Source organism: Nonomuraea sp. bgisy101, from assembly GCF_057708945.1.
On the sequence record NZ_JBYITD010000057.1, the window covers coordinates 24,069 to 45,165 of the forward strand.

The following is a 21,097-nucleotide window of genomic DNA, read 5'->3' on the forward strand; positions in this document are numbered from 1 at the left end:
GTCTGGTCATGGGGCGCGGCGCCAGGCCTGCCCGTCGTCTACTTGATCGCAGCCTCAGCTGCGGCGAGTTTGGAGTTCTCCAGCCGCATCGCCAGTCGCCAGTCGCCCTTTGCCTTCGCTTCCGCGATCTGGGTAGCCAGATTGGGCGTGCCGCCGGGCTTCGCGCCCTGCGACGGGTCCGGCTTCGGGCCGTTCCGCTTCGCCTTGGCCAGGTGCGGCTTCCGCTCCAGCAGATCGGCCAAGTCCTTCTTGATCTGCTCGGCATCGATCTCGCCGTCGTCGCCGACATAGGACTCAGCGGCGAGGAACGCCGCGGCGTCGCTCGGGTCGGCGAAAGCGTCGGCGGCAGCCGCCTTGATCTCGGCTCGCACGGTGCGCTCGATGAGCGCCTGGGCGCGCTGCTCGGCCGCATCCGCGCGGCCGGTCGCCTTGTCGAGGTCGGATTTGCTGGCGTCCTCGAAGGTCTTGACCTTCTTCTCCGCCTCGCGGGCTCGCTTCTCGGCTTCCTTGCGGGCGGCGCGTTCGGCGTCGAGCGCCTTCTTGCCGCCGTCGCCCAGGCCGTCGTCGGCGGTGCTCGAGGAGGTGCCCGTCGCGGGCGGGTCCTGGTCGCTGCCGTCGGTGGTGTCCTGATCGGTCGTGGTGCTGGTGTCGTCGGCCATCGCGGCCTCCTTCGTGCTTGCCGGCGCCATCGCGGCGCTGGGCTGTGAACATGCGAAAGCCCCGGCCAGAGTGGTCGGGGCTCGGAGAAACGGGTCTAGGACCGCACTGTCATCACATGGCCGTTGGACCAGCCACGGTCGCGGACCAGGGCGAAGATCTCAACCTCCGTCCGTCCGAACCGACGCGCCAGCATGGCGATCGTGTCGGCGGCCACGCCCGGCGTGCTGCTCACCACACCCTCGTCGAGGGTGCAGCTGCCCAGCACCTCTCCGGGTGTTCCTTCGCGCGTGACAGCGTGGAAGAGGATCTGGTCAGGCAATGAGATCGACCTGCCCACGCGCATGGGCGCCGAGCTCGTCCAGGACGCGCAGGCTGTAGTCCAGCCAGTCGCCTCGACCGAGGAGCTCGAAGTCGCCCCTGAGCGCCTGGAGACGATCGCGTAGACGGTCCACGTCCCGCACTGTAAGCGGGTTCGGGGTCCACTGGCCATCGGCGGCGTAGTGGGAGGCGGGCCGTCCTGGCCCGTCCTGGATGGCGGGACCGATGATCTCATCGAGGCTGGCCCACGCCCACCCATGGTCGATGCCGACCGGACGGCCGCCGTTGACCATGATGTTGCCGCTGTTGCGGTCGGCGTTCGCGATCAGGTGATCCAGCAGGCCAAGCATCTGCCCGTCGCGTCCAGCAATCACCGCGTCCTGGTCAGCGAGGTCGCCGATCACGCGGCCCTCTGCCCAGTCCATCCACACCCGATCGGCATCCTGGCGGTAGACGCCGACCACTGGCGCCCCGATGGCCCGTCCCAGGAGGGAGGCGAGCTGCTCGGCGTCGGCCTGGGTGCGGATGGACGCGGCGACCTCGTCGGGATCGCCCCAGTCCATTCCGACCTTGGACACGAGCCGGGTGCCGTCGTCCAGGATGACCATCTCGGTGGCTGCGGACTGGCCGCCCGCCAGGCGGCGGCGCTCAGCGCTGCCGTCCACACGCCGTACGGCGGCCGCGAGCTGCTCCAGGCCGCCCAGTTGGCGGTGGTACGGCGCGGCCGCCGTAGGCACGGCCGGTGCCAGCACGATTGTCGCCTGCTCCCGCTGCGGGGACGTCGGCCGGTTCAGCAGGTAGCCGTACTGCTCCAGCAGCTCGAGCGCACGCTCCCGATCGTCGCCAGCGTCGGCGAGGATCTGCTCGGGCATCGGCCGTACTTTCCGCGAACGGCGGTAGCGTTCCCCAGGCCGCTTGGCGAGGTCGCCCATGCGCTTGCCAGCGATGCCGCGCACCGTCGTTCCCTCAGTGGTCACGAGGCGCCCGCCCATCGCGGTCTGCATGCCGCGCCGAGCGTTGACGATCTGTCCCGGATCCGCGCCGAGGCGGATCGCCTCGGCGCCCGCGATCGTGAACGCCTTGGCCTGCTCGCGCAGGCTCATGCGCTCGATCAGGTCGGCGGGACTGGGCGGCGGGTCGTCACCCTGACGGTGCGGGACCATCGTGCAGTCGCACCGCGGATGCCTCTGGAAGCCCGTCGACCAGGAGTAGGTGCGGGCGGCCAAGACAATGCAACGCCCGCACGCGGGCAGCGACACGTGCCGGACGTAAGTCACCCACTCGCGCCGAGCGGTGATGCCGACCTGGTCGGCGGCGCGCGACGTGTCCGCGATCTGCGTGCTCACGATCTGCGTAAGCGACGCCAGACCAGACCTGAGCGCGGTCTCGTCATCGGCACCGCGGGTCTTCAGCGCAAGCGAGCGGATAGCCGGCTGCATGAGGAGGCTGGCTAGCGTGCGGCCGTCCGAGGCGACACCCGCCAGCGCTGACGCACTCACCACTGATTCGGCGGCCGCCAGGCCCTGCTCGGCGGCCAGAGCGTCAAGGTACGGCTGGGCCATCGCGGCGGCCGCCGTCTGCCCACCCACCAGGAGCCGTAGCATCTCCTGCAGCACGGCAAGCCACGAGTCCAGCACCCTGGTCGGCTCGACCGCACCCCACAGGCCTTGCGCCTGCTCGGCGATCTGTCGGGCCAGGCGCTGCTGATCCCGGTAGTGGGCGGCCGCGATGTCGTCGACCGCCACCGGCTACTCCTCGAGCTCGTCGTCGACGGGCTGCCCGTCGCGCTCCGGTTTCGGGCCCACGGTGGCCGCCAGGTCGCCCGACATGACGCGGGCCATGGACTCCTCGGCGGCCTTCTTCCGCTCGCGCATGCGCTCGCGCTGCGCGAACGTATAGCCGAGGTCCTCCCAGGCCTGCTCTGCGTCGATGATCTGCGCCTGGACCTTCTTCACCACGGCGTCGGCCTTCGCGGCCTCCGTGGGCGTCGAGGCATCGCGCCAGATCGCCTCGAGGCCGCGCGACTTGTCGTTCCACTTGCCGTCGCGGATCCGCTCGGCCAGGCGCATCACCTGCTCCCACGAACCTCCCCAGGCGCGCATCTTCCGCTCGGCCCGCTTGACGAGGCGTGCCTCGCTCGAGCGGATCGCGTCAGCGCTCGCCGGATTCTCCGTGGAGTAGCCCAAGTAGTGCGGCGGCAGACCGGTCAGCGAGGCGACCAGGCGGGCGAGGGCGTTGATCGTATTGTGGAAGTTGGACAAGTCCGACTCGGGGAACTGTCCGGCGGCGATGTCCTGAGGCCCCTGCTCGTTGGCCCATAGCCTGCCCATGATCTGCTGCCATGTCGTCAGCGGCTTGCCGTCCGGGCCGACGAAGTCTTTCTTGTCAGCGCCGAACACCCAGCGGCGGGGCACGGCGTGGTACTCGGCGGCCACCATCATGTCGGTGGCGACCTTGCAGGCGGCATCGCTGAGCGGCATCACGTCTGCCAGTTCCGAGACGCCGAGCGGTTCCATCAGCCGGGGACGGTTGACCAGGGGCACCACGGGCACGACGCCAAGGTTGTGCTCGTCGTGGTCCCCCTCCTCCCATTCGCCGTCGATCTTGTAGTGGAAGGTGTCGTTGGGCAGATATAGCGTGGCGAACTGCTCTCGTTCGACGCCCTCGTCGGCGGACTTGTCGTCATACCACCGGCGCAACACCGCACGAACTCTGCGAGTGGCTGGGTCGATGTCGGCGTACATCTGCAGGGGAGACTCCACCGTGATCAGCGGTGGAGCGTCCTCGTCCGGGTTCGCGCCCACCGTCACGAAGGACCGTCGCATCACCATCGCGTCGACGTGCGCCTGCTGTGAGCCCTCGTCGAGGTTGTTGTACTGCCAGAACTCCCACAGCTTGCTGTCGGCCTCGGAGTCGCTGTCACGGCGGAAGCCCTCGAGGTCGATACGCTCCTCGACAGCGTCGACGACGAGCCGCGGCCAGTTGACGACCACCGCCTTGATGCGATCCCCGAGCTCGGCCATGAGCTCCGGGTGCATGTACGCGAGCGGCTGGATCCCCTCGTAGTAGGCGTCGAGGGCCCGGAGTTTGTCGAGCTCGGCTTCGTGTCGGCGCTTCAGCCGTACGGCCCACTCCAGCGGGGTCAGATCATCAGCCATGCTCACCTCACCCCATCACGGTCATCTTCGACGACTTCTTCTTTGGCCTGCGCAGGTATCCGTCCAGGCCGGTCACGCAGGCGGCCATGCCGTCGATGCGGGCCTGGCTCTTGCGCCGGTCGGGCTTGACGAGGCGCAGGTTGTCCTGGCCGTCGTCCTTCACCTCGACAACCGAGGCCATCCAGCGGGCTACGGGGTTGCCGCCCTGGCGGATCCGGCCGGGGCCAGCCTGCTCGCCGGAGCGGCCGAGGAGGCGCTGCAGCTCCTTTACCGCGGGCGACTGGCCGAGGAACGTCTGCGCGATCGGCACGACGTCGACGCCACGCAGGGCTGCGTCGAGCTCCTGCACCATCTGGCCGGCGAACATCCGGTCGTAGCCGATGCGCTGCATATCGAGCGCGCGGCAGTCGGCCTCCACTGTGGTCTGGACGGTGGCGTAGTCGATGACGTCGCCCTCGGTCGCGGTAATCCAGCCCTGCTCGATCCAGCGGGACAGCGGCACCTGCAGCTGGCGCTCGAGGTCCGCGACCCGGTCGCCAGGCACCCAGAAGCGCCAGGCGAACTCCAGCTCGATCCCCGGATCGGGCGACTCGATGCCCATCCACCACGCGGTCAGGTCACTGACCGCCGACAGGTCGAGGCCCGCCCAGGCCCGACGTCCCGCCAGCGCCTCGAGGTCGACATCGCCGGCGACCGCATCCCAGGTGCGTAGGTCGACCAGGCGCGAGCTGTCGCGCATGCGGCGATTCAGGTGCAGGCGGCAGTACGTCGGGAAGTAGCTCGGCGTGGTCCGCGCCTTCGCAGCTTCCTTGCGCAGGTACCGCAGCGTCGGCGAGACGCCCAGGCCCGGATTGGCCTTGCGCATGGTGGACTCGGCGAACGGGTCGTCGGTCTCCCCGGCGGCCCAGATCACGCCGTAGTGCGACGGGTCCTCGATGACGCCGTCGGCCACCTTGCGCGTGTACGAGTGCTTCTCGTCGTAGATCGTGCCCTCGTCGGCCTCATCCGCCGTGGTGATGAAGATGATGAGCGGCTGGTCGCGGGCGCCGGTGCCGGTTTCGATCGCGTCGACCAGGTCGCGCTTCTTGTGAACGTGGATCTCGTCGATCACGCCGCCGGACACGTTGAGCCCGTGTGCGGTCTCGGCGATCTTGGACAGGGCGCGCAGGATGCCGCCGGTGCGCGGGACGCGGATGACCTCGGCCAGCGCGTCCACGCGGGAGCGTGCGGCCTTGGACGTCAGGCACATGCGCTTGGCGTCCTCGAAGACGCGCCCCGCCTGGTCCTTGCTGCCGGCGGCCGCGTACACCTCGGCTCCGACCTCGCCGTCGGCGAGCAGCAGCACGTTCGCGATCCCCGAGGAGATCGTGCTCTTGCCGTTTTTCCTCGGGACCTCGATCCACGCCGTACGGATCACACGGACGACGCGGCCGATTTCCTCATCGAAGAACACCCATCCGAAGATCGGCGCCAGGATCCATACGACCTGCCACGGGTCCAGGCCGCGGCCGAGCTGGAACGGCTGGCCAGCCCAGCGGCCTTTCGTGTGGCGGAACTTGGCGAGGGCGCGCAGTGCCTTGCGGGCACGCTCGACGTCGAACCAGGCGCCTTCCTGCTGGTCTGCCTGGAAAGCGACCACGAGCGGCGCGGCCGCGGCGGCCTGGTCGATCTGCGCCTCGGTCAGGCCGAGCTCGAGCAGGGCGTCGCGGGGGACGGGCAGCTGTACGTCAGTCGAACACGTCGTCGTCATCGCCCTCGTCTCCCGGCGGCTTGATGCCCGCCCGGGCCGACGGCGAGAGGCCGAGCTCGCGTACGTAGATCTTCAGCTGTGCCCGATACTGCGAGGCGATCGTGGTGTGGCCGTTCTTCTGCCAGCCCCGCTCGCCCTGCATGAGCAGGCCCTCGCGGGCCATGGCCCGCTCGCACTGGTCCAGCCGGGCGACGCACACGCAGTAGTCGCGCAGCACGGCCAGGTCGACGTCGGCCAGGCCCGCCGTGCGGGTGAGCACCGGCACGACGCGCCGCCACTCGCCACGGGCGATGTTGCGGGCGCGCCGCATCTCGCCCTGGGTCTGCTGGCTGGACGGGAAGACCTCGGCCCAGTCGGGTTCGGCGAGGTCGCCGACGGGCAGCGTGACGCCCGGCTCGATCGGCCGTTTGCCAGGGTTGCCCTCTCGCACGACCTGCAGCGCGGGGCGCCTCCGGTGGGGGTCAGCCATGCCCAATCACCCCCTCGGTGCTCTCGCGCAAACTCGTTCAGCTGCGGCACAGGCCGCAGACCTCCCCCGCGGTCCTCTATTTGACCGGTCAGGGGTGGAGCCCCAGGGGCCACAGCTGTCCAAATGTGGACAGTTTCCCCAAATGGATCAATGCCTGAACCGCTCCCATGCTGTGCTGTCTGGCATGCATGTCGAATACACAGCGGTCAAGCTCAGGGGTGCGAAATACAAGGATGACCTCGCACGGTATGTCAAGGCGGGGTCTGAGCTTGTGCTGTGCCGTGAGCCTGACAACGCCTACGACAAGGACGCGGTTATGGTGCTCGGCGTAGTGCCGAGCATGGGGCCTGAGCCTGTTGCGCTGGGCTACTTGCCGAAAGGCTTGGCCGATCGTCTCGCGCCTGAGATGGACGCGGGACGAAAGTTCTCGGCTGTGTTCGTGGGCGGTGGAGCGACCACGACGCCGTACGTGGTGGTGCTGGCGGTCGGGGATGGGGAGGACCTGAAGCTGACGAAGTTGAGGCACCGCTGACCTGAGGTCACGTAGCGTTCCATCCTCCGGGCTGCAGGCGCCCGGTCTCCCGTCCGTGACAGCTGGCGCACAGGCCTCGGCCATGCTGCGGATCGTCAGGGTCGAGGCCACGCCGTACGAGCTCACGCCTGGACAAGGGCCAGTGATCAGCGACTGTGGCTGGTGCGGTACGGCACAGCACGCAGATGGGATCTCGCCTGAGTACGCCTGTGCGGAAGCGGCCTCGGTGAGCCTCGCCGTACCCACGCTGTGAGGCTGTACCTCGAGTCCGCTCTGCCTGCGCCTTGTGCTCAGGGCATGGGCCGCCAGAGGTGAGCTCTTCGCATCCAGGCCGGGGACAGGCGGTTGGTGAGCGTCGAGGCATGGGCACCCCAATCACATGACAAGCATGATCTGCTGATGCACAGTCGAGTCATGGTGTGGTGGCAGCAGCTGATTCTTGTCATTACTGGCGCGATGCTGGGCAGCGGAACGTCGATCATGACGACCAAAATGACCTTGCGCCACCAGGCGAAGGTGGAGGCGGAGAAGCGGAGCCATCAGGAGCAACTCGAGCAAGCGAGCCGCAGCGAGGAACGCAACAGGGCGGCTGCGGCAGCAGGGTATGCGGCAGTCACCAAGCTGATGCAACTGCGCGAGGATCCTTCGGAAGCGATTCGATGGCAGCGCGCTCGACGGACGCTGTCGATGGATGATTATGCGGACAGGTACTTGGAGATCGCCGATCAGGTGGACGCCTGGGGGCAGGAACGAGACCACCTGCTCCTGGACCTTCGGATCGCCATCGATGGGTTCTCCGATGAGGCGCTTCGAAATGAGCTGTCTAGGGCGCACCTGATGTTGGAGCTCGGCATCAATTTGGAGCTAGGGGGGATGACCGAATCTCACCTGAGAGAGATGATCTGTAATCACGTTTTGCGCTGCCTAGCGAGCGCCAGCCTGAACAAGCCACTGCCTGAGCAGTGGGATGACTATGCACGTTGCTGGCGCGAGCTTGAGAAGTGGTACGACGACAATGACCCTCGCCACCACCATTAAGCCCAGCAGCGGGCGGTCCCGGACACACGAAAGGCCCGCTCGGTGATGCGGGCCTTTCGCTGAAGATCTCCAGCTGATCACAATGGTGCGTTGCACCTGTGCCACCTGTCAACTCGCCGGATCGAGGTTCCCTCCAGCGGCCAGCGTGACGACGTCTCCAACCCGGTAGAGCGGTCGCGGTTCGCCGCCGGGTTTCAGCGGCTCGGCGTACGCGGCGGGCGTGAGCTTGCCACGCTTGGCCCAGGAGCGGACGGTGGACGCGCTGACGGTGACGCCAAGCCCGCGGGCCACGTTGGCCACCCACGCCGCACTGCCGACCATGTCCTCGGTCTGGGCCCGCATCCACTCACGCTGTTCGTCGACGCCGTACTCGAGCTCGCAGTCGCGACACCGGCCGGTCTGGCGTCCAGGCCGGGCATACACGCTCTGCCCGCATTCGTCGCACGGGCCGACGTAGATGCGATCGGCGGGCCGGTCGACGGTCCGCTGTGCTTGTCGTACGGCCTCGAGGAGCTCGTCGACGGCTTCGGCGCCGGCCTCGTGATGTCGGAGCATCTCGACTCGCCAGGTCAACCAGCTGGCCATGCCCGCGAGCGTGTCGGGCGGGGGCTTACGGTGCCGACTCAGCTGGCAGGATCCGTGCTTGCAGGTGACGCAGACGGGTCCGGCTGGCCGCGGGGGCGTCGTCTCCTCGAGGACGCGGATCCACCCGACCATGGCGGATCGCAGCACCCAGATCGCCTCGCTGGCCTCCTCGCCGAACGGCAGCGGCGTCTCGCCACCGCGGCGGCCGCCGGCGCCGAAGCGCACCTGGCGAGCGAGGGCAAGCTCGAGGTCCTCGGCGAGGTCTCCGTTGACGAGCACGAGGTGCTCGTAGAGCGTGAGGGCGCAGGTGGAGCAGGCGGGTGCGCCGTCCGGGGACGGCCGGTCGCACCCGTTGACCTCGCACAGGACGTGGGTCACCTGCCGCCCCACACGGCGACGATGCTGGAGGCGAGTAGAAGGACGGCCAGGGCCAGGAGCACGCCCACCATGGCCAGCGTGAGCGCAACATCCTGGCGCATGCCCGCCTCGAGGGTGAGCCAGGCGACCCAGGCGATCAGGGCGACGAGGAGGGCGCGCCAGATGCGTCCGGCGAGCTGGCCGAGCGTGGGGTCGATGCGGTCTCTGCCGTGTGCCATGGTCGTCCTCCCGTTGGTGATCGTATTGGCGCTGACGCTCGCGCTCATGCAGCTGCCCGCGCGGCGCGCTCGAGCGCGTGCTGAGTCCACGGGATGCGCCCTTCCTCGCGGAGGGTCCGCACCGCGCGATTGATCGTCCTGCTGGTGACGTCGAGCTTGGTCGCGATCTGGGCCAGCGAGAGGCCGCCCCGAGTGAGGAGTTCCTCAACGTCGTCGAGCCGGCCGAGGCGACGCGCCTTGTGCTCGGGCAACCATTCCTCGTGCGCCCCCGTGCGGTACAGGGGCTGATAGCACGGCCTGCAGAGCCCGCGCGCTTCGATTGGCTTACTCTCTTCGCAGCGTGCGCATTCTCTAAAACGGGGGAGCTTCCTCATTCGCCTCTCTACTCCTTTCGATGTGCGCGGTTTGCATTTCGGGCAATGGGTGGCCGCATTTATGAGCGACGACCACGGAATATCGGCGCGGCTGGGATATGTGCCACGCGCGCCGCCGCTCCAATTCGCGACGCCCTTTTGCTGGAATGAGGTCATAGGTGAGGCGATTCGTAAGGACGGCGATCGCTTCACCGAGTTCGTCGACGGGCGCCAGGTCGCAGCGGACGGGGATGCCCGCGCGGTCGCTGTCCAGGCCCTGGAGGAGCTTCGCTCCGCAGGAGGGGCAGCTGCGCAGCTGCACGGCTCGGTCGAACTCGCCCAGGCGTTGCCGGAGCCAGGCGGGCATGGTCATGACGCCTCATCGATGTCGAGGAGGAGCCCGGTCGTGCGGTCGAAGCGTTTCCCGTCGACGACAACCCAGCCAGGTTCGTCGGGCACCAGGAGATCGCTCGGATCACGCGGGTCGATGTGTCCGTGCGGTGAGGAGTGCGCCAGTGCGCTACCCCCCCTATAGGGGGGCGCACTGGCGCGCTCACCGCGCACCGCGCCGCGCACTCCCGGCGCACTCGGCGCACTAACGCTCTGACCTGCAATTTCAGTGCGCGGGACACTCGGCGCACTCATGGAGTGGTCGGTGCCTCCCTTGTTTATTGACTGGGGAGTGCGCGGCGCACTCGAATCTGGCATCTGACCTGCAACGATGTTATTGACGCCTGGATCCTCGGTAGTGAGCGTGCGGGCCTGCGGCGCACTCGGCGCACTCGATTCGGACGGCCTCTCGGTCTGGACAGGGAAGTGCAGGAGGGCGTTACGAGGCCCTCGAGCGACGCGGAGTCGGCCCTCGGCGATGGCTCGCTTGAGGGCGCGGCGCAGTTCCTCGCGCGCGTGCTCGCCGCCGAGCGCGTCCTCGATCTGCCGGCCGGAGCGCCCAGGCGTGAGCGACAGGTGTTCGAGGATGTCGTCGATGATCCGCTCGCCGGCGGCCTGCTTGCGTGAGCCACCCGCGATGGCCAGTCGCCTGCCCACCGGCAGGAATTCGAGCCGGGACTCGGGCACGTCGACGTCGCGGCCGTAGGCGCTGAAGTAGCGCGGGGCGGCCGGATTCGTTTCTCCGTCGTCGCTTTTATCGCGCACGAGCCGCCATTCGACATCAGGCCAGTCGCGCAAACGAGAAGCGCCGCGGGTGCGTTCTCCGGAATGGCCCATGTGGTGTACGACGACGGCTTCGGCGACATTCGCGGTGCCGAGCATTTCGTCGAATGCGGTAAGGAATTGCCCGGCTTCTTTATCTTCGGAAAGGCCGAGTGCGTCCAGAATCGGCGCCAGGCAGTCGAGGACGACGATGCTCGCCTCGGCCTGGCGCAGCGTCTGAGCCCAGCGGGCGCGCGTCTCCTCCTCGAGGATGTCGAAGCTGGAGACGCGGCCGCGCAGGGGGAGTACGGCGACGCGCTCGGGGTTGGCGATGCCCTGCTCGCGCAGCCACCGGCGCAGCATGCGCTCGTCAAGCTCGTCATCGATGACGACGATTCGCCCGTCGGGCTGATCGACGGCGTGGCGGCCGAGGAAGTCCTCCCCATCGGCCAGCGCGCGCAGCAGGTTGGCCACCAGGGTCGTCTTGCCCGCCTTGAACTGGGCGGCCAACATGACGCGGCCGCCGACGGGCCACAGGCCGTCGATCCTGTAGCGCGCGGGCTCGTCGGGCACGGACAGGAACGCGTCGAGGCCGACAAGCGCGGGGATCGGCTTGTCGGCGTCGCGCTCGGCCTTGTGCCGCCTGCGGGCTTCCTCGCGGGTCTGCAGGCGGAGCAGCTCGACCGCGACCTGCCGCTCGAAGGCGAGCCGACGCGCTTCCTCGGCGGTCAGCTCCTCCTGGGGGGCGCCGTCGACGGGCAGCTGGTGGACGGTGGCCAGGTCCGGCTGATCCCTGTACGGCGCGCTGTCCCCGAGAAAGGGGGCGGCCCCAGGGGAGGCGGGCACGATGAGCTCGTGCAGATTCTCGTCGCCGTGCGGTGTCCGCTCGTCGACGGCCTTGCGGGTCTCGGCCGGGTTGGCCAGCGCGGTCTGCGAGATCGCCCAGGCGAGGATGCCAGCAAACTCGGCAGCGGCGGCCTGCGCCGAGAGGATGCGCTCGCCGCCGTCCCTCGAGCGGCGCATCGCCGCGGCGAAGGCCTGGGAGAGCTCGGCGGCCGCCGAGCGCGCGCCGTACAGACCCGCCGCGGCCTCCCGCATCGCCCAGCAGGCGGCGGTCACCATGGCCTGGTGCCGGGACTCGCCGGCGGCGAGCTGCTCGTCGAGGCGGTGCAGCACGCCGTTCAGCAGTTCGGGCCGTGCGGCGCGCTGGTGCCTCGCGAGGAACGTGGTCACCTCGGCGTCGGTCGCGGCGTCTTGGCCGTCCTCGGCGTCGGGCAGCTGCTCGGCCAGGCGCCGCGGCAGAGTCGGCACGGTGCCGGTGCGCTGCCAGGCGTAGCGGCCGCCGTCGGCCTCGTGCTCGGTGGGAGCGACGACGATCACGCCGTTGCGGCCGCGGATCTCTCCCCACGTCTTGCCGAGCTTGCCGTTGCTGTTGCCCAGCATCCGCCCCTCGGGGACGGCGTAGACGTAGTGGCCGCGCCCGGGGACCGCGGTGCGGGTGGACTGGTACGGCACGGCGGCGTCATCGAGGAGCGAGACCAGCTGAACAGGCAGCGCGTCGGGCCGGTCGACGTCGAACACGATCGCGCCCGAGCGGCCGACGTGCAGCGCGAGGCCGTGGCTGGTGCCGGCGAACCAGGCGACGATCTGCTCAGGGTCGCGGCTGCTCTTGGCGGGCCAGCCCTTGCCCAGCACGCTGCCGGGGTGCTTCGTGCGGGTGTCGATCGGCAGGACGTACCAGCCCGCTCGCGCGTAGGCGAGCGCGGCCGACAGCGGATCCTGGTCCTCGCTGATGGGAGGGATGGTCAGCGTGCCGGTCACGCGGCCGCCTGGCGGTCGGTGATGTGAATTTCGACGTCGTACTCGTAGCCGATCCAGTCCGGGCATGCGAAGCGGGTCGACTCGATCTCCACGTCCACCGGGATCTTGAAAGCGCTGGAGTCGTCGTCCGGCAGCTCCTCGCCGAAGCGGATGGTGCGCCCGCCGAGCTCGTACTCGCAGGAGTCGAGAATGTCGATGATGTCCGGGTAGGCGTCATCGCCGGTGGCCGGGCAGTCGGCGCACGCCAGCCACGGTGACTCGCCTGAGTCGCCCTGAACCGTCCAGGCGTGCCCGCCTGGACGGGCGGCGCATTCGGCGATGAGGCGCTGCACGGCGTGCTGGCTGGGCCAGGGATCGAAGGGGTCCTCTACTTCTACGAATCTCACATGCGGCCCCTTCTGCGTTGGTGCTGGCGGTGCGCTGCGTTGTGGTGCTCGGTGCCCGCCCAGGGCTCGAACCTGGGTGCCTGCCAGTCGGGCTGGAGGATCAGACGGGGAGGCCCAGCTGCCGCTTCTGTTCGTCGCTCATCTGCGCCACCGCGGCGGCGAGGGCTGCGGGATCGACCGCGCCGCCGGCGGCAGGCATGGCAGGCGCGGGCGCAGCGGGCTGAGGCTGCGGGGCGACCGGCTGGGCGGCGGGGGTGGCCCACTGCGGGGCCGGGCCCTGCGACGCAGGCACGAAGCCGCCTGAAGGCTGGGCCGGAGCGGGCGCGCCCGTGAGCATTTCGTTGACGGCGGCCGCCGACGGCGGCGCGTAGGTGGCCGAGTAGATCTTGGGCGGGTTGTGGGCGCGCTTCTTGGCCTCGCCATCGGCCGTGTAGGTGATCATCAGGGTGCCGCCGACCTCGAGGCCCTTCGCGCCGGAGCGCCGCACGGCGTCGCGGACCGCGTCGAGCATCTTGGCCTTGATGTAGAAGCGGCGCTGCCCGTCGTCGTCGATCACCTCGGAGTCGCGGTGGTTGGTCTGCACCGTGACGACCAGCTGCTGCATCGGCTTGCCGTCCGACCAGAACTTCAGCTCGCCGGTGTCGAGGTCGCTCTGCTGAGTCACCTCGGGCTGCATGGTGATCTGCCCACCGACGGTCGTGCCGAAGGGGGCGTTCTTGAAGTAGGCGTGGGCGGAGGGGATCCCGTTGCCCATCAGGAAGTCGTTGGCGTCCATCGTGATCTGTTCCTTTGCTCGCTGTGCTCTAGGCGATGAGGGATGAAAGGGCGTCCGAGGGGGCGGTCGCTGCCACGTCCCCCGGACATGAGGTGGTCAGGTCGGTAGATCCGGGCTTGAAGTTGGGGCAGAAGCGGCACCAGGCGTCGGCGGTCCGCAGCATCGGCATGGCGCCCGGGCCGAGGGCGGCCAGCTTGGCGATGCCGTCGACGCGCTCGAGCGCCTTGACGGCCACCTGCTCGTCGTACGGCTCGCTCCAGGGGTAGCGGCGGTCGAACTCGCGGTCGCGCGGCAGGAAGTAGACGGCGACGTTGGAGACCGTGAAGCCCCTGCGCTGCCAGCCGCGGCCGTACGCGTGGGCCTGGATGCGGTACTGCTCGCCGGGCCCGTTGGCCTTGTACTTGAGCAGCTGCTCGCCGCCGACGCACTTCCAGTCGAGCACGGTGCCGGTCACCCGGTCGTACAGGTCGCACGAGCCGTCGATGTCGTCGCCGTTGATGCTTCCGACGGGCACCCGCCACTCGATCAGGAAGCGGGGGCCGGCCTCGTTGAAGCCGGGCACCCTCGCGTTGAACGAGTCGATGATGGCGCCGAGCTGCTCGTGTACGGCGGTGCCGATGAACGGCTTCCAGGCGATCCCGCGCTCGTTGACGGGCGCGATCCCGGCCAGCTTGTAGCCGATCCGACGGTCGCACGGGATCCCGATCTCGGACGGCCCGATCCGCTTCTGCAGGGAGCGGGGCGCGTTGTCGATCGCGTCCGTGATGATCCAGTCGAGCTCGGCTACCAGCGACTCGACGCTGCCGCCCGCGTACAGGTTCGGCCAGTCGGCCTGCGAGAGCTCAGTCACAGAGCGCCTCGGCAACGATGTCGTCGGCCTCGCTGACATCGATGATGCCGTCGTGCTCCAGGCGCTCGACGACGCGCAGCAGCGCCTCCAGGTCGGAGTAGACGACGTCGACGCGCTCGTGCTGCTCGACGCCGAGCTCGTCGGCGAGCTGGTCGCCCTGGTCGATGTCACCGCGGATCCGCTCGGTCAGGTCGGCGAGACTCACCGGCCACCGTCCAGCGAGGTCAGCAGCACGCCCGAGGCGGTGCGCAGGATCCGAGAGGCTGAGCTGTCCTCGTCGAGCGTTCCCTTAGTGGTGCGCAGCCGGTACAGCGCCGCGAGGACCTCGCGTACGTGACGCTCGTTCTCGCCCGTCGCGAGCTCCAGCTCGGTGATGCGCAGCTTCACCGTGTCGGGCTTCTCGTCGTCGGCGGGTTCGGAACGCTCCACCGCCTGCAGCTCGACCACGGCGACCCAGCGGGAGCCGAGCCGGTCGAACATCTTGGTGGTGTGCTCCTCGAGTGCCTCGCCGACCTTGGCGAGCACCTTGGCGTCGAGCTTGGGCTCGGCCATCAGACTCCTTCGGGGGTGTTGACGATGGTCAGCTTCGGCACCGACTCCTGTGCGGCCGCCAGCGAGCGCAGCGCCTCGGCCGACAGCAGGACGGAGCGCACGGGAGTGCCCAGGACCTCGGCCAGCGAGTTGGCGAGGTGGCCGCAGACGTACCACTCGCTGACGACCGTGCGGCCGTCGCCGTCGGTGCGCTGCATCGAGACGAAGACGCGGTCGCGGCGGCCGTGGGGCCCGTCATGCATGGTTGATTCCGTTCTTGGGGGGCGTGCCGTAGCCCGCGGCCACGAGCAGTTCGCATGTGGTCGCCAGGGTGAGCTGGAGGGGGGCGACGACGAGCGGCCCGTCGAGAGCGGCCAGGAGCGGCGCGTCGGTCGCAAGGGTGGCGACCGCGTGCAGGCTGAGGTAGGTCAGCCAGTGCCCAGCTCGCGCAGGCCCGACGCCCGGGCGGCGCAGCACCAGCACGCCGATCTCGGCGCCCGCGTTCCGGCGCTCGGTCTCCGTCTCGGCCATCCACTCGTAAATTTGTTTGACCGAGGGCTTGGCGCACTGCGCGCCCGCCTTCATCTCCCAGCACAGGCCGGGAGTGCCTGTGACGTCGCCAGCGTCGAACTCGCCGCGCAGTGCACGCCTCTCGGCGTGCGCCCAGCCGTTCGCCTGCAGGTACCTCACGAGACCGGTCTCGGCGTTCGTGCCGATCGTCTTGGAGCGGTTGTTGCTCATGCTGCCGCCCTGGTGATCTGGTGCGGCTGGTTGGCGTTGAGCAGCTCGGCGAGTTCGCGTCGCGCCATGTCGACCGAGGCCTGCGGGGCGACCTTCGCCCAGGACTCTGTGAGAGCCAGGCAGGTGGTCCAGAAGGTCGCGTACCGGTCCTCCTGATCGCGGATCCGCCGTACGTCGCCAGCGCGCGCATCGACCTCGACGGCCAGGCGCTGCTCGAGTGCGTCGCGCGCGTCGCGGTCCTTCTGGGCGCTGTCCAGCGCGACCCGCAGCTCGGACTCGAGCGTCTTGTTGAGACCGGTCAGTTCGCCGGCGGAGCGCTCCAGCCGCTGGGCTTCCTGCTCGACCTCGGTCAGCTTGAGGACGAGGCGCAGCTTGCGCAGCCTGATCAGGGCTGCGAACGTCTGGCCGATGGTGCGCTCGGCGTCGTGGTGCCGATCGGCGGCCGCCGCTCCTGCCAGCAGTCCGGCAATGACGCAGGCGGCGCCGATCGCGGTCATGATCGCCCACATGGCCAGCCAGCTGTCCGGGCTCGGGGCGATCATCCAAGCCTCCGCGGGGTGAACCAGCCGCGGGACTCGGGGGCGTGCGCCTCGCGGGCGGCGGCCCGGCTGCTGCGCTGCGCGGGGGTCGGCGGCTCGTAGGGGTGCATGACGGCGCGGCCGTGTAGCTGCGCGATGTCATGGGCGGCTTGCCGGTGCCCGCAGCGCCTGCAGCCGTCGGTGGGCGGCGGGTTGCCGTGCGGCCAGCGCAGGCGGCGCGCGCGGTACGTGGTGCCGTCGACGTAGATCGTGGTCATGCGACCCTCCTGCGGGTACGGCGGGCGGTTGGGGCGTCGGCGGCGAGCACGTCGATGCGGGTCCAGCACTCGTCACCGCAGGACCAGCGGACGTACAGGAGGGCGCCGAGCTCGGTCGCGCGGTCGCGGTACGGCATGAGCGCGATGTGACCCTCGCGGCCGTCGTTCCACCTCGCCGCGAACTCGTCGGCGGCGAGCACGAGGACACCGTGACGGCCGGTGCCGTTGTGGCGCACAGCCGTTCCGAGCGGCCAGCGCCTGCTCAGCTGGGTGATCCTTGCGTCCGTGCGAGACACGGGCGCCTCCTCGCTCGAGCGGGGGAGACCAAGCTCCTGCGGATGGGAGAGAATGGACATCGAGATACGTCCCTTCGGGGATCTGGCCCCCTCGAGCCCGGCATGGCTCCTGGGGGCTTCTTTCGTCTTCAGACCAGGCCCAGCAGGGCCAAGACCTTCGCGGTCGGCACCTGCAGGCGGCGGCCGACGGGGATGGTGGGGATCTCGCCGCGCTTGGCAGCCTCGTAAGAGGCGGTCCGCCCAAGGCCGAGCAGCTCGCCAGCCTCGGGCACGGAGATCGTCGGCCGAGCCTGCGGGTTGGGCACGAGCGGGCGCCTCGAGCGGGGGGCCATCAGGCGGGAACCGTGATCGGCTCGGTGGCGATGCGGTCGCGGCAGATGGCGTCCAAGCCGACGCCGAGCCCGAGCGCGATCTGGTTCAGCATGTGAGCGCTTCCGGGCCTGTGTTCGAGTTCAAGGTTGCTCAGCGACTGAGGGGTAGTCCCCGCGCGGCGGGCGAGCTCGGTCACGGTGAGCCCCTTCGCCATCCTCAGCGCCCTGATGGCGGCGCCGTTGTGGGAGATCGACTTATGTGCCATGGCGGCACATTAGGCGCTGACGCCACTTTAGGCAATCTCGAACACACGCATGAATCAAGCCGTAAGCATGGATCCGGTACGCTTACGTTCCTGAACTGCAGCAATGGAAGAAAAATCTAGGCGTTGACGCCTGTTTTTGATTCACGAAATGATCGGGCCGTGCGCGTCCTCGCGCACAGACCGCGTCACCTGGTGTCGCGGGGTTGGCGACTTCCCTCTCGGCCAGCCAAGGAGTGAACGCGTGACTGTCAACCACCATGACTGGGAGCGGCTCGGCGAACGGCTACAAGCCCGACGCAAGGACATCGCGCGAGCGGTGGATACGAGCTGGCGATACCGCAAACACTTCGTCGACGCGCACCTGCTCGACCAGCGCACGATCGGGGACCTCGAGCGGGGGGCGCGCAGCAACTACGACTCCAAGACGATCCAGCGTGTCGAGCGCGCCTATCGTCTGCGGGCGGGTGCGATCGATGGCTTTCTCCGCGGCGGCGGCCTGGCGGTCGAGCCCATCGGGGAAGCCGGCCAGGAGGAGGCGAGCGCGGAATCACTGACTCAGGCGCTCGAGGAGGCCCAGGCGATGCAGCGGCAGATGCTCGCCGAGATCGACGCACTCGAGGGAGTCCCCGAGGAGCAGCGCGAGCAGATGCGCCAGTTCGCCCTCGGCCAGCTGGAGGCCGCGACTCAGTCGATCCGGGCGGCGCTCGACTTGCTGGCCTCACGCTGAAACCGGGGGCCGGCGGATGGCCGACCCCCGGAGAGGATCAGTTCCAGTGCTTGGTCGCGAAGGCGACGAACTGGGCGCGGTCGTCGACGCCCGCCAGCGCGTACAGCGTCCTCAGCGTCCTCTGCACCGTGCTCCTGGACATCTTGACCGTATGCGCGATCGAATCCAGGGTGGCGCCGGTCATAAGCTCGCGGTACACGACGAGGTCGCGCTGCTGGAGCGGGGGCATCCGGTCGTCGTAGACGCCTCGGTCCGGGTCGAACGCCAGCGTCCCCCGATTGCTCCACGCCTGCTCAAACACCAGGCTGAGCGCGTGCACGAGTGTCGGATCTTGCACATACTGGTGAGTCCGCGCGTCGTCGGCCTGCAGCGGCGTGCGGGACATCAGGGCGTGCTTCCGGTCGGCCAGGATCATCTTGAAAGGCAGGGACGCCGACGCCCGGATCTCGGTATTCACTGTGAGGGCGTTCCGCAGACCGGTCACGACGTCACGGTCCTCGAGGATGCCGCTCTCGTAGATGAGGCGCCTCCGCGGTGCCCTTGCGAACCCATCGGGACGCTGACGGGCAGGGTCGTCCGCCTCATGTATGCCGGTGAGCTTGGCGAACGGCCGGGTGATGAAGATGGCGACCTCGCGCTCTGCAGCGAGGTCAAGCCTGTCGAATACCTTCGCCGCCTGTTCCGGCGTGAGCGGCTCTACGCCGTCTAACGGCAGCTCGGCGGCATCGCCGAGTTCCACGCGGCCCCCACGGCCCACACTCATCGTTGGCGCCCACCTTCCTTGTCCTCCCCCGAGTGTGCTGATCAGCCCGTCGAACGCGTGATCCGTTGTGCATGTGCGGTGAAAGCCGCGATCGCGCGGGCATGTCGCATCTGGAGCCTATGCGCCTGATGCATCGCCGCTGCGGAACGTGCCAACTGGTCGAGTCGGCCAGCTCGCAGAAGCATCAGGCTCTGCCACAGGGCCACGCTCGCGGCGAGGGGCACGCCGGCCCCCGCTGTGCTCGTCATTGAGACATAGCCTCGCCGCTCGCTCACGTCAGTAACCGCCGGTGGTGGAGTTCGCCGAGTACGGGGGCACCGTCTCGGCAGGAACGCGGGTCACGGTGACGGTTTCCTCGGTGACCGTCTTGGTGATGGTCTTGCTGCCGTCGGCGTTCGTAACCGTTTTCACCGTCTCGGTGTGCGCCGTGGTCACGACCGGCGCCGGTTGCGACGTGGAAGAGGCGGCAGGTGTGGGGGACTCCGTTGCCGACGGCGCGGGGGTGGGGTCGGCGTAAGCCACGGATCCGGAGGCGGCGATCACGAGGACCAGGGCGACGGCCACAGCGCGGAACTTGGACACGACGGCGTGCATGAGCCACTCCGGATGTAGAGGGGGGGACACCTCGAATTGCCCTAGACCGGACTTGCGGTGTCAGGGGGTGCCACTGTAAACGCCCCTGTCGGTGCTGTGTCTAGAGATTTCGCATGACCACTTCGCGTCATTTTGGTCCAGACCCATACGTCGCGCAACCCTCGATAGATACGGGCCTGTTTACGTGGATCGTCGCCGGTCGAACGGGCAAGGTGGCACTGTCACCTGTAATGCGATTTCTAAATCCGCGGGGGGGGGGTGCACGTTTTTTCTTGACAATTGGAGTTCCAACCGGAGTGCTTACCAGACAGCAGTCAGCACTCCGGGTTATGACTCCATCGCTTTCTGTGCGCTACGCCCCCCGCGGTCAGACGACCTTCAAGCCACTACCCACTCTGCAAGATCAAATATCGTGGTGGTGCGAACACCGTCGATGAACCTGCGCCACTCACCAGGGGTGAACGAGATGACAGGGCCGTCCGGCTGCTCGCTGTGTCTCACCAGGACGTTCGCCCCGTCGCGGCGCACCTGCACGCACTCGCCCCCGGCGGATGCGGTTACCCATGCTTCGGAGAGCACCTAGGCCATCTCCTCCCGAACGCGGCCGATGAAGGCCGCCGAGGGTCCTGGTTCCCATGCCAATTCCTGGATCGCGCTGTACCGGCGTCGAAAGTGGCTCGCCCGAGGACCTTGGTCGAGTATGCCATCGTGGCCGGCCTCCAGATACAGGGTCTCGCCCATGGCCGGGAGCGTCAGCAGCACGAACCCGCCGTCCATGCCGGGGTGTACGGCGACAGCCCGCGGCAGCACCCGAATCTCGATGTTCGGCAGTTCCAGCTCGGCCAGCAGATGATCGAGTTGCCCTCGCATGATGTCTCTGCCGCCGACTTCCCGCCGGAGTGCCTCCTCCGAGACCACGGCCTGTAAGTGCGCGGGCTCGGCGCAGTGGAGGATCCACTGGCGCGCTATCCGGGCACGAACTCGAAGGCGAACCATCGCCCCGTCAGCTTCGACCTGGCTGGCCTCAAGAACAGTCCGCGCGTACTCCTCGGTCTGGAGAAGCCCGGGTATCACCTGGGGCTGCCAGGAGCTGATCGACTCCGCCTCGGTCTCCAAGGCGACATACTCGACCAGGCCGCCTAGGGCCTTCTTATGCTCAGCCCAGTACGGCGTGACCCGGGCAGAGACGGCGAGCGAGATGCACTCGTCGCGGACAGACTTCTCGGCCGCGTAGACGTTCAGCAAGACATGAACGTCGCCCGGAAGAACGTGAGCGGTCTTGCCACGCTCCAAACGGCTCAGAGTGCTCGGGCTCCAGCCCGTCTTGGCGCACACCTGGTCGCCGGTCAGGCCTCGCTCCTCCCGAAGGCGGTGGAGGGTGCGGCCGAGGCGCATCAGCCTGAGAGGTGGGCTGACGCGTTCGGTTGTGGATGTCATGGGCGGATTGTTCCTGCTTGGCGTCACCGATGCCAGCGGGTCTAACGGAAAACCCCTAGACCAAGATCATCCGTTCCCCCATATGGGGGAACGGGACCTCCAGAACCATCCAGTTTCGTCCGGGATCATCTGGCGTCGTCCGCCGCTACCAGCTACGATCCACAAACCATAAGGCCTCGAAGGCGGATGGCT

At 68.6% G+C, this 21,097-nt stretch carries 30 protein-coding genes; 3 read left to right on the plus strand and 27 right to left on the minus strand.

Features of this window, described 5'->3' with window-relative positions; translation table 11 throughout:
- Positions 1-38: 38 nt before the first annotated feature.
- From AC3EO4_RS52015 to AC3EO4_RS52040, 6 genes are all read right to left on the minus strand, one after another.
- A complete protein-coding gene (locus AC3EO4_RS52015; protein WP_431903653.1) occupies positions 39-659 on the minus strand; it encodes a hypothetical protein in 621 nt (206 codons plus the stop codon).
- A 95-nt stretch (positions 660-754) separates the two neighbouring features.
- Positions 755-979, minus strand: coding sequence for a hypothetical protein (locus AC3EO4_RS52020; protein ID WP_431903656.1), 225 nt, complete (start codon positions 977-979; stop codon positions 755-757).
- On the minus strand, positions 972-2,723 hold the full coding sequence (locus AC3EO4_RS52025) for a VG15 protein (RefSeq protein WP_431903659.1): 1,752 nt from the start codon (positions 2,721-2,723) through the stop codon (positions 972-974). The genes AC3EO4_RS52020 and AC3EO4_RS52025 overlap by 8 nt, the downstream gene beginning before the upstream one ends.
- A gap of 3 nt (positions 2,724-2,726) precedes the next feature.
- Positions 2,727-4,136: a phage portal protein gene (locus AC3EO4_RS52030; RefSeq protein WP_431903662.1), complete on the minus strand. Its 1,410-nt coding sequence runs from the start codon at positions 4,134-4,136 to the stop codon at positions 2,727-2,729.
- A 7-nt stretch (positions 4,137-4,143) separates the two neighbouring features.
- Positions 4,144-5,886 carry a terminase large subunit gene (locus AC3EO4_RS52035; RefSeq protein ID WP_431903664.1) on the minus strand — a complete coding sequence of 581 codons (1,743 nt, stop codon included), beginning with the start codon at positions 5,884-5,886 and terminating at the stop codon, positions 4,144-4,146.
- Positions 5,864-6,355, minus strand: a complete 492-nt coding sequence (locus tag AC3EO4_RS52040) for a phage terminase small subunit P27 family (protein ID WP_431903665.1) — start codon at positions 6,353-6,355, stop codon at positions 5,864-5,866. Before AC3EO4_RS52040 ends, AC3EO4_RS52035 begins: the two co-directional genes overlap by 23 nt.
- Positions 6,356-6,539: 184 nt before the next feature.
- On the opposite strand from AC3EO4_RS52040, the gene AC3EO4_RS52045 reads away from it, so the two are divergent.
- Both AC3EO4_RS52045 and AC3EO4_RS52050 read left to right on the plus strand, forming a co-directional pair.
- The gene (locus AC3EO4_RS52045) at positions 6,540-6,887 is read left to right on the plus strand and encodes an HIRAN domain-containing protein (RefSeq protein ID WP_431903666.1); all 348 of its coding nucleotides are present in this window, start codon (positions 6,540-6,542) and stop codon (positions 6,885-6,887) included.
- Between the two features lie 414 nt (positions 6,888-7,301).
- A complete protein-coding gene (locus AC3EO4_RS52050; protein WP_431903669.1) occupies positions 7,302-7,925 on the plus strand; it encodes a hypothetical protein in 624 nt (207 codons plus the stop codon).
- Positions 7,926-8,033: 108 nt separating this feature from the next.
- Here the strand turns inward: AC3EO4_RS52050 and AC3EO4_RS52055 are convergent, their stop codons facing one another.
- The 17 genes from AC3EO4_RS52055 to AC3EO4_RS52135 form a co-directional block, all read right to left on the minus strand.
- Positions 8,034-8,900, minus strand: coding sequence for a hypothetical protein (locus tag AC3EO4_RS52055; protein ID WP_431903671.1), 867 nt, complete (start codon positions 8,898-8,900; stop codon positions 8,034-8,036).
- Positions 8,885-9,106: a hypothetical protein gene (locus AC3EO4_RS52060; RefSeq protein WP_431903673.1), complete on the minus strand. Its 222-nt coding sequence runs from the start codon at positions 9,104-9,106 to the stop codon at positions 8,885-8,887. Before AC3EO4_RS52060 ends, AC3EO4_RS52055 begins: the two co-directional genes overlap by 16 nt.
- Before the next feature lie 44 nt (positions 9,107-9,150).
- Entirely contained in the window at positions 9,151-9,357 is a 207-nt protein-coding gene (locus tag AC3EO4_RS52065) for an HTH domain-containing protein (RefSeq protein ID WP_431903675.1), read from the minus strand.
- A 100-nt stretch (positions 9,358-9,457) separates the two neighbouring features.
- Positions 9,458-9,832 (minus strand): hypothetical protein, encoded by a 375-nt coding sequence (locus tag AC3EO4_RS52070; protein ID WP_431903678.1) that lies wholly within the window; start codon positions 9,830-9,832, stop codon positions 9,458-9,460.
- Positions 9,829-12,432, minus strand: a complete 2,604-nt coding sequence (locus tag AC3EO4_RS52075; protein ID WP_431903681.1) for a bifunctional DNA primase/polymerase — start codon at positions 12,430-12,432, stop codon at positions 9,829-9,831. The genes AC3EO4_RS52070 and AC3EO4_RS52075 overlap by 4 nt, the downstream gene beginning before the upstream one ends.
- A complete protein-coding gene (locus AC3EO4_RS52080) occupies positions 12,429-12,818 on the minus strand; it encodes a hypothetical protein (RefSeq protein WP_431903683.1) in 390 nt (129 codons plus the stop codon). The genes AC3EO4_RS52075 and AC3EO4_RS52080 overlap by 4 nt, the downstream gene beginning before the upstream one ends.
- Before the next feature lie 100 nt (positions 12,819-12,918).
- Positions 12,919-13,593, minus strand: coding sequence for a hypothetical protein (locus tag AC3EO4_RS52085; protein WP_431903685.1), 675 nt, complete (start codon positions 13,591-13,593; stop codon positions 12,919-12,921).
- A 28-nt stretch (positions 13,594-13,621) separates the two neighbouring features.
- Positions 13,622-14,443 (minus strand): hypothetical protein, encoded by an 822-nt coding sequence (locus AC3EO4_RS52090; protein ID WP_431903687.1) that lies wholly within the window; start codon positions 14,441-14,443, stop codon positions 13,622-13,624.
- A complete protein-coding gene (locus tag AC3EO4_RS52095) occupies positions 14,436-14,648 on the minus strand; it encodes a hypothetical protein (RefSeq protein ID WP_431903690.1) in 213 nt (70 codons plus the stop codon). The genes AC3EO4_RS52090 and AC3EO4_RS52095 overlap by 8 nt, the downstream gene beginning before the upstream one ends.
- Positions 14,645-14,995 carry a hypothetical protein gene (locus AC3EO4_RS52100; protein WP_431903691.1) on the minus strand — a complete coding sequence of 117 codons (351 nt, stop codon included), beginning with the start codon at positions 14,993-14,995 and terminating at the stop codon, positions 14,645-14,647. Before AC3EO4_RS52100 ends, AC3EO4_RS52095 begins: the two co-directional genes overlap by 4 nt.
- Positions 14,995-15,237, minus strand: coding sequence for a hypothetical protein (locus tag AC3EO4_RS52105; RefSeq protein WP_431903694.1), 243 nt, complete (start codon positions 15,235-15,237; stop codon positions 14,995-14,997). The genes AC3EO4_RS52100 and AC3EO4_RS52105 overlap by 1 nt, the downstream gene beginning before the upstream one ends.
- Positions 15,230-15,715, minus strand: a complete 486-nt coding sequence (locus AC3EO4_RS52110; RefSeq protein ID WP_431903697.1) for a hypothetical protein — start codon at positions 15,713-15,715, stop codon at positions 15,230-15,232. The genes AC3EO4_RS52105 and AC3EO4_RS52110 overlap by 8 nt, the downstream gene beginning before the upstream one ends.
- A complete protein-coding gene (locus AC3EO4_RS52115) occupies positions 15,712-16,257 on the minus strand; it encodes a hypothetical protein (protein ID WP_431903700.1) in 546 nt (181 codons plus the stop codon). The genes AC3EO4_RS52110 and AC3EO4_RS52115 overlap by 4 nt, the downstream gene beginning before the upstream one ends.
- On the minus strand, positions 16,254-16,511 hold the full coding sequence (locus tag AC3EO4_RS52120) for a hypothetical protein (protein ID WP_431903702.1): 258 nt from the start codon (positions 16,509-16,511) through the stop codon (positions 16,254-16,256). Before AC3EO4_RS52120 ends, AC3EO4_RS52115 begins: the two co-directional genes overlap by 4 nt.
- Positions 16,508-16,807, minus strand: a complete 300-nt coding sequence (locus AC3EO4_RS52125; RefSeq protein ID WP_431903705.1) for a hypothetical protein — start codon at positions 16,805-16,807, stop codon at positions 16,508-16,510. Before AC3EO4_RS52125 ends, AC3EO4_RS52120 begins: the two co-directional genes overlap by 4 nt.
- 128 nt (positions 16,808-16,935) lie before the next feature.
- Positions 16,936-17,139, minus strand: coding sequence for a MerR family transcriptional regulator (locus AC3EO4_RS52130; RefSeq protein ID WP_431903707.1), 204 nt, complete (start codon positions 17,137-17,139; stop codon positions 16,936-16,938).
- Complete coding sequence (locus tag AC3EO4_RS52135) at positions 17,139-17,384, minus strand: helix-turn-helix domain-containing protein (protein ID WP_431903709.1); 246 nt, start codon at positions 17,382-17,384, stop codon at positions 17,139-17,141. Before AC3EO4_RS52135 ends, AC3EO4_RS52130 begins: the two co-directional genes overlap by 1 nt.
- 241 nt (positions 17,385-17,625) lie before the next feature.
- Between AC3EO4_RS52135 and AC3EO4_RS52140 the strand changes: the two genes are divergently transcribed.
- Positions 17,626-18,111: a hypothetical protein gene (locus AC3EO4_RS52140; protein WP_431903711.1), complete on the plus strand. Its 486-nt coding sequence runs from the start codon at positions 17,626-17,628 to the stop codon at positions 18,109-18,111.
- Positions 18,112-18,148: 37 nt separating this feature from the next.
- On the opposite strand, the gene AC3EO4_RS52145 is transcribed toward AC3EO4_RS52140, so the two are convergent.
- The 4 genes from AC3EO4_RS52145 to AC3EO4_RS52160 all read right to left on the minus strand — a co-directional run bounded on the left by AC3EO4_RS52145 (position 18,149) and on the right by AC3EO4_RS52160 (position 20,905).
- Positions 18,149-18,850 carry a hypothetical protein gene (locus AC3EO4_RS52145; protein ID WP_431903714.1) on the minus strand — a complete coding sequence of 234 codons (702 nt, stop codon included), beginning with the start codon at positions 18,848-18,850 and terminating at the stop codon, positions 18,149-18,151.
- Between the two features lie 300 nt (positions 18,851-19,150).
- Positions 19,151-19,468 carry a hypothetical protein gene (locus tag AC3EO4_RS52150; protein WP_431903715.1) on the minus strand — a complete coding sequence of 106 codons (318 nt, stop codon included), beginning with the start codon at positions 19,466-19,468 and terminating at the stop codon, positions 19,151-19,153.
- Between the two features lie 378 nt (positions 19,469-19,846).
- Positions 19,847-20,047, minus strand: a complete 201-nt coding sequence (locus AC3EO4_RS52155) for a DUF397 domain-containing protein (RefSeq protein WP_431903717.1) — start codon at positions 20,045-20,047, stop codon at positions 19,847-19,849.
- Entirely contained in the window at positions 20,048-20,905 is an 858-nt protein-coding gene (locus tag AC3EO4_RS52160) for a helix-turn-helix domain-containing protein (protein ID WP_431903719.1), read from the minus strand.
- Positions 20,906-21,097: the final 192 nt, after the last annotated feature.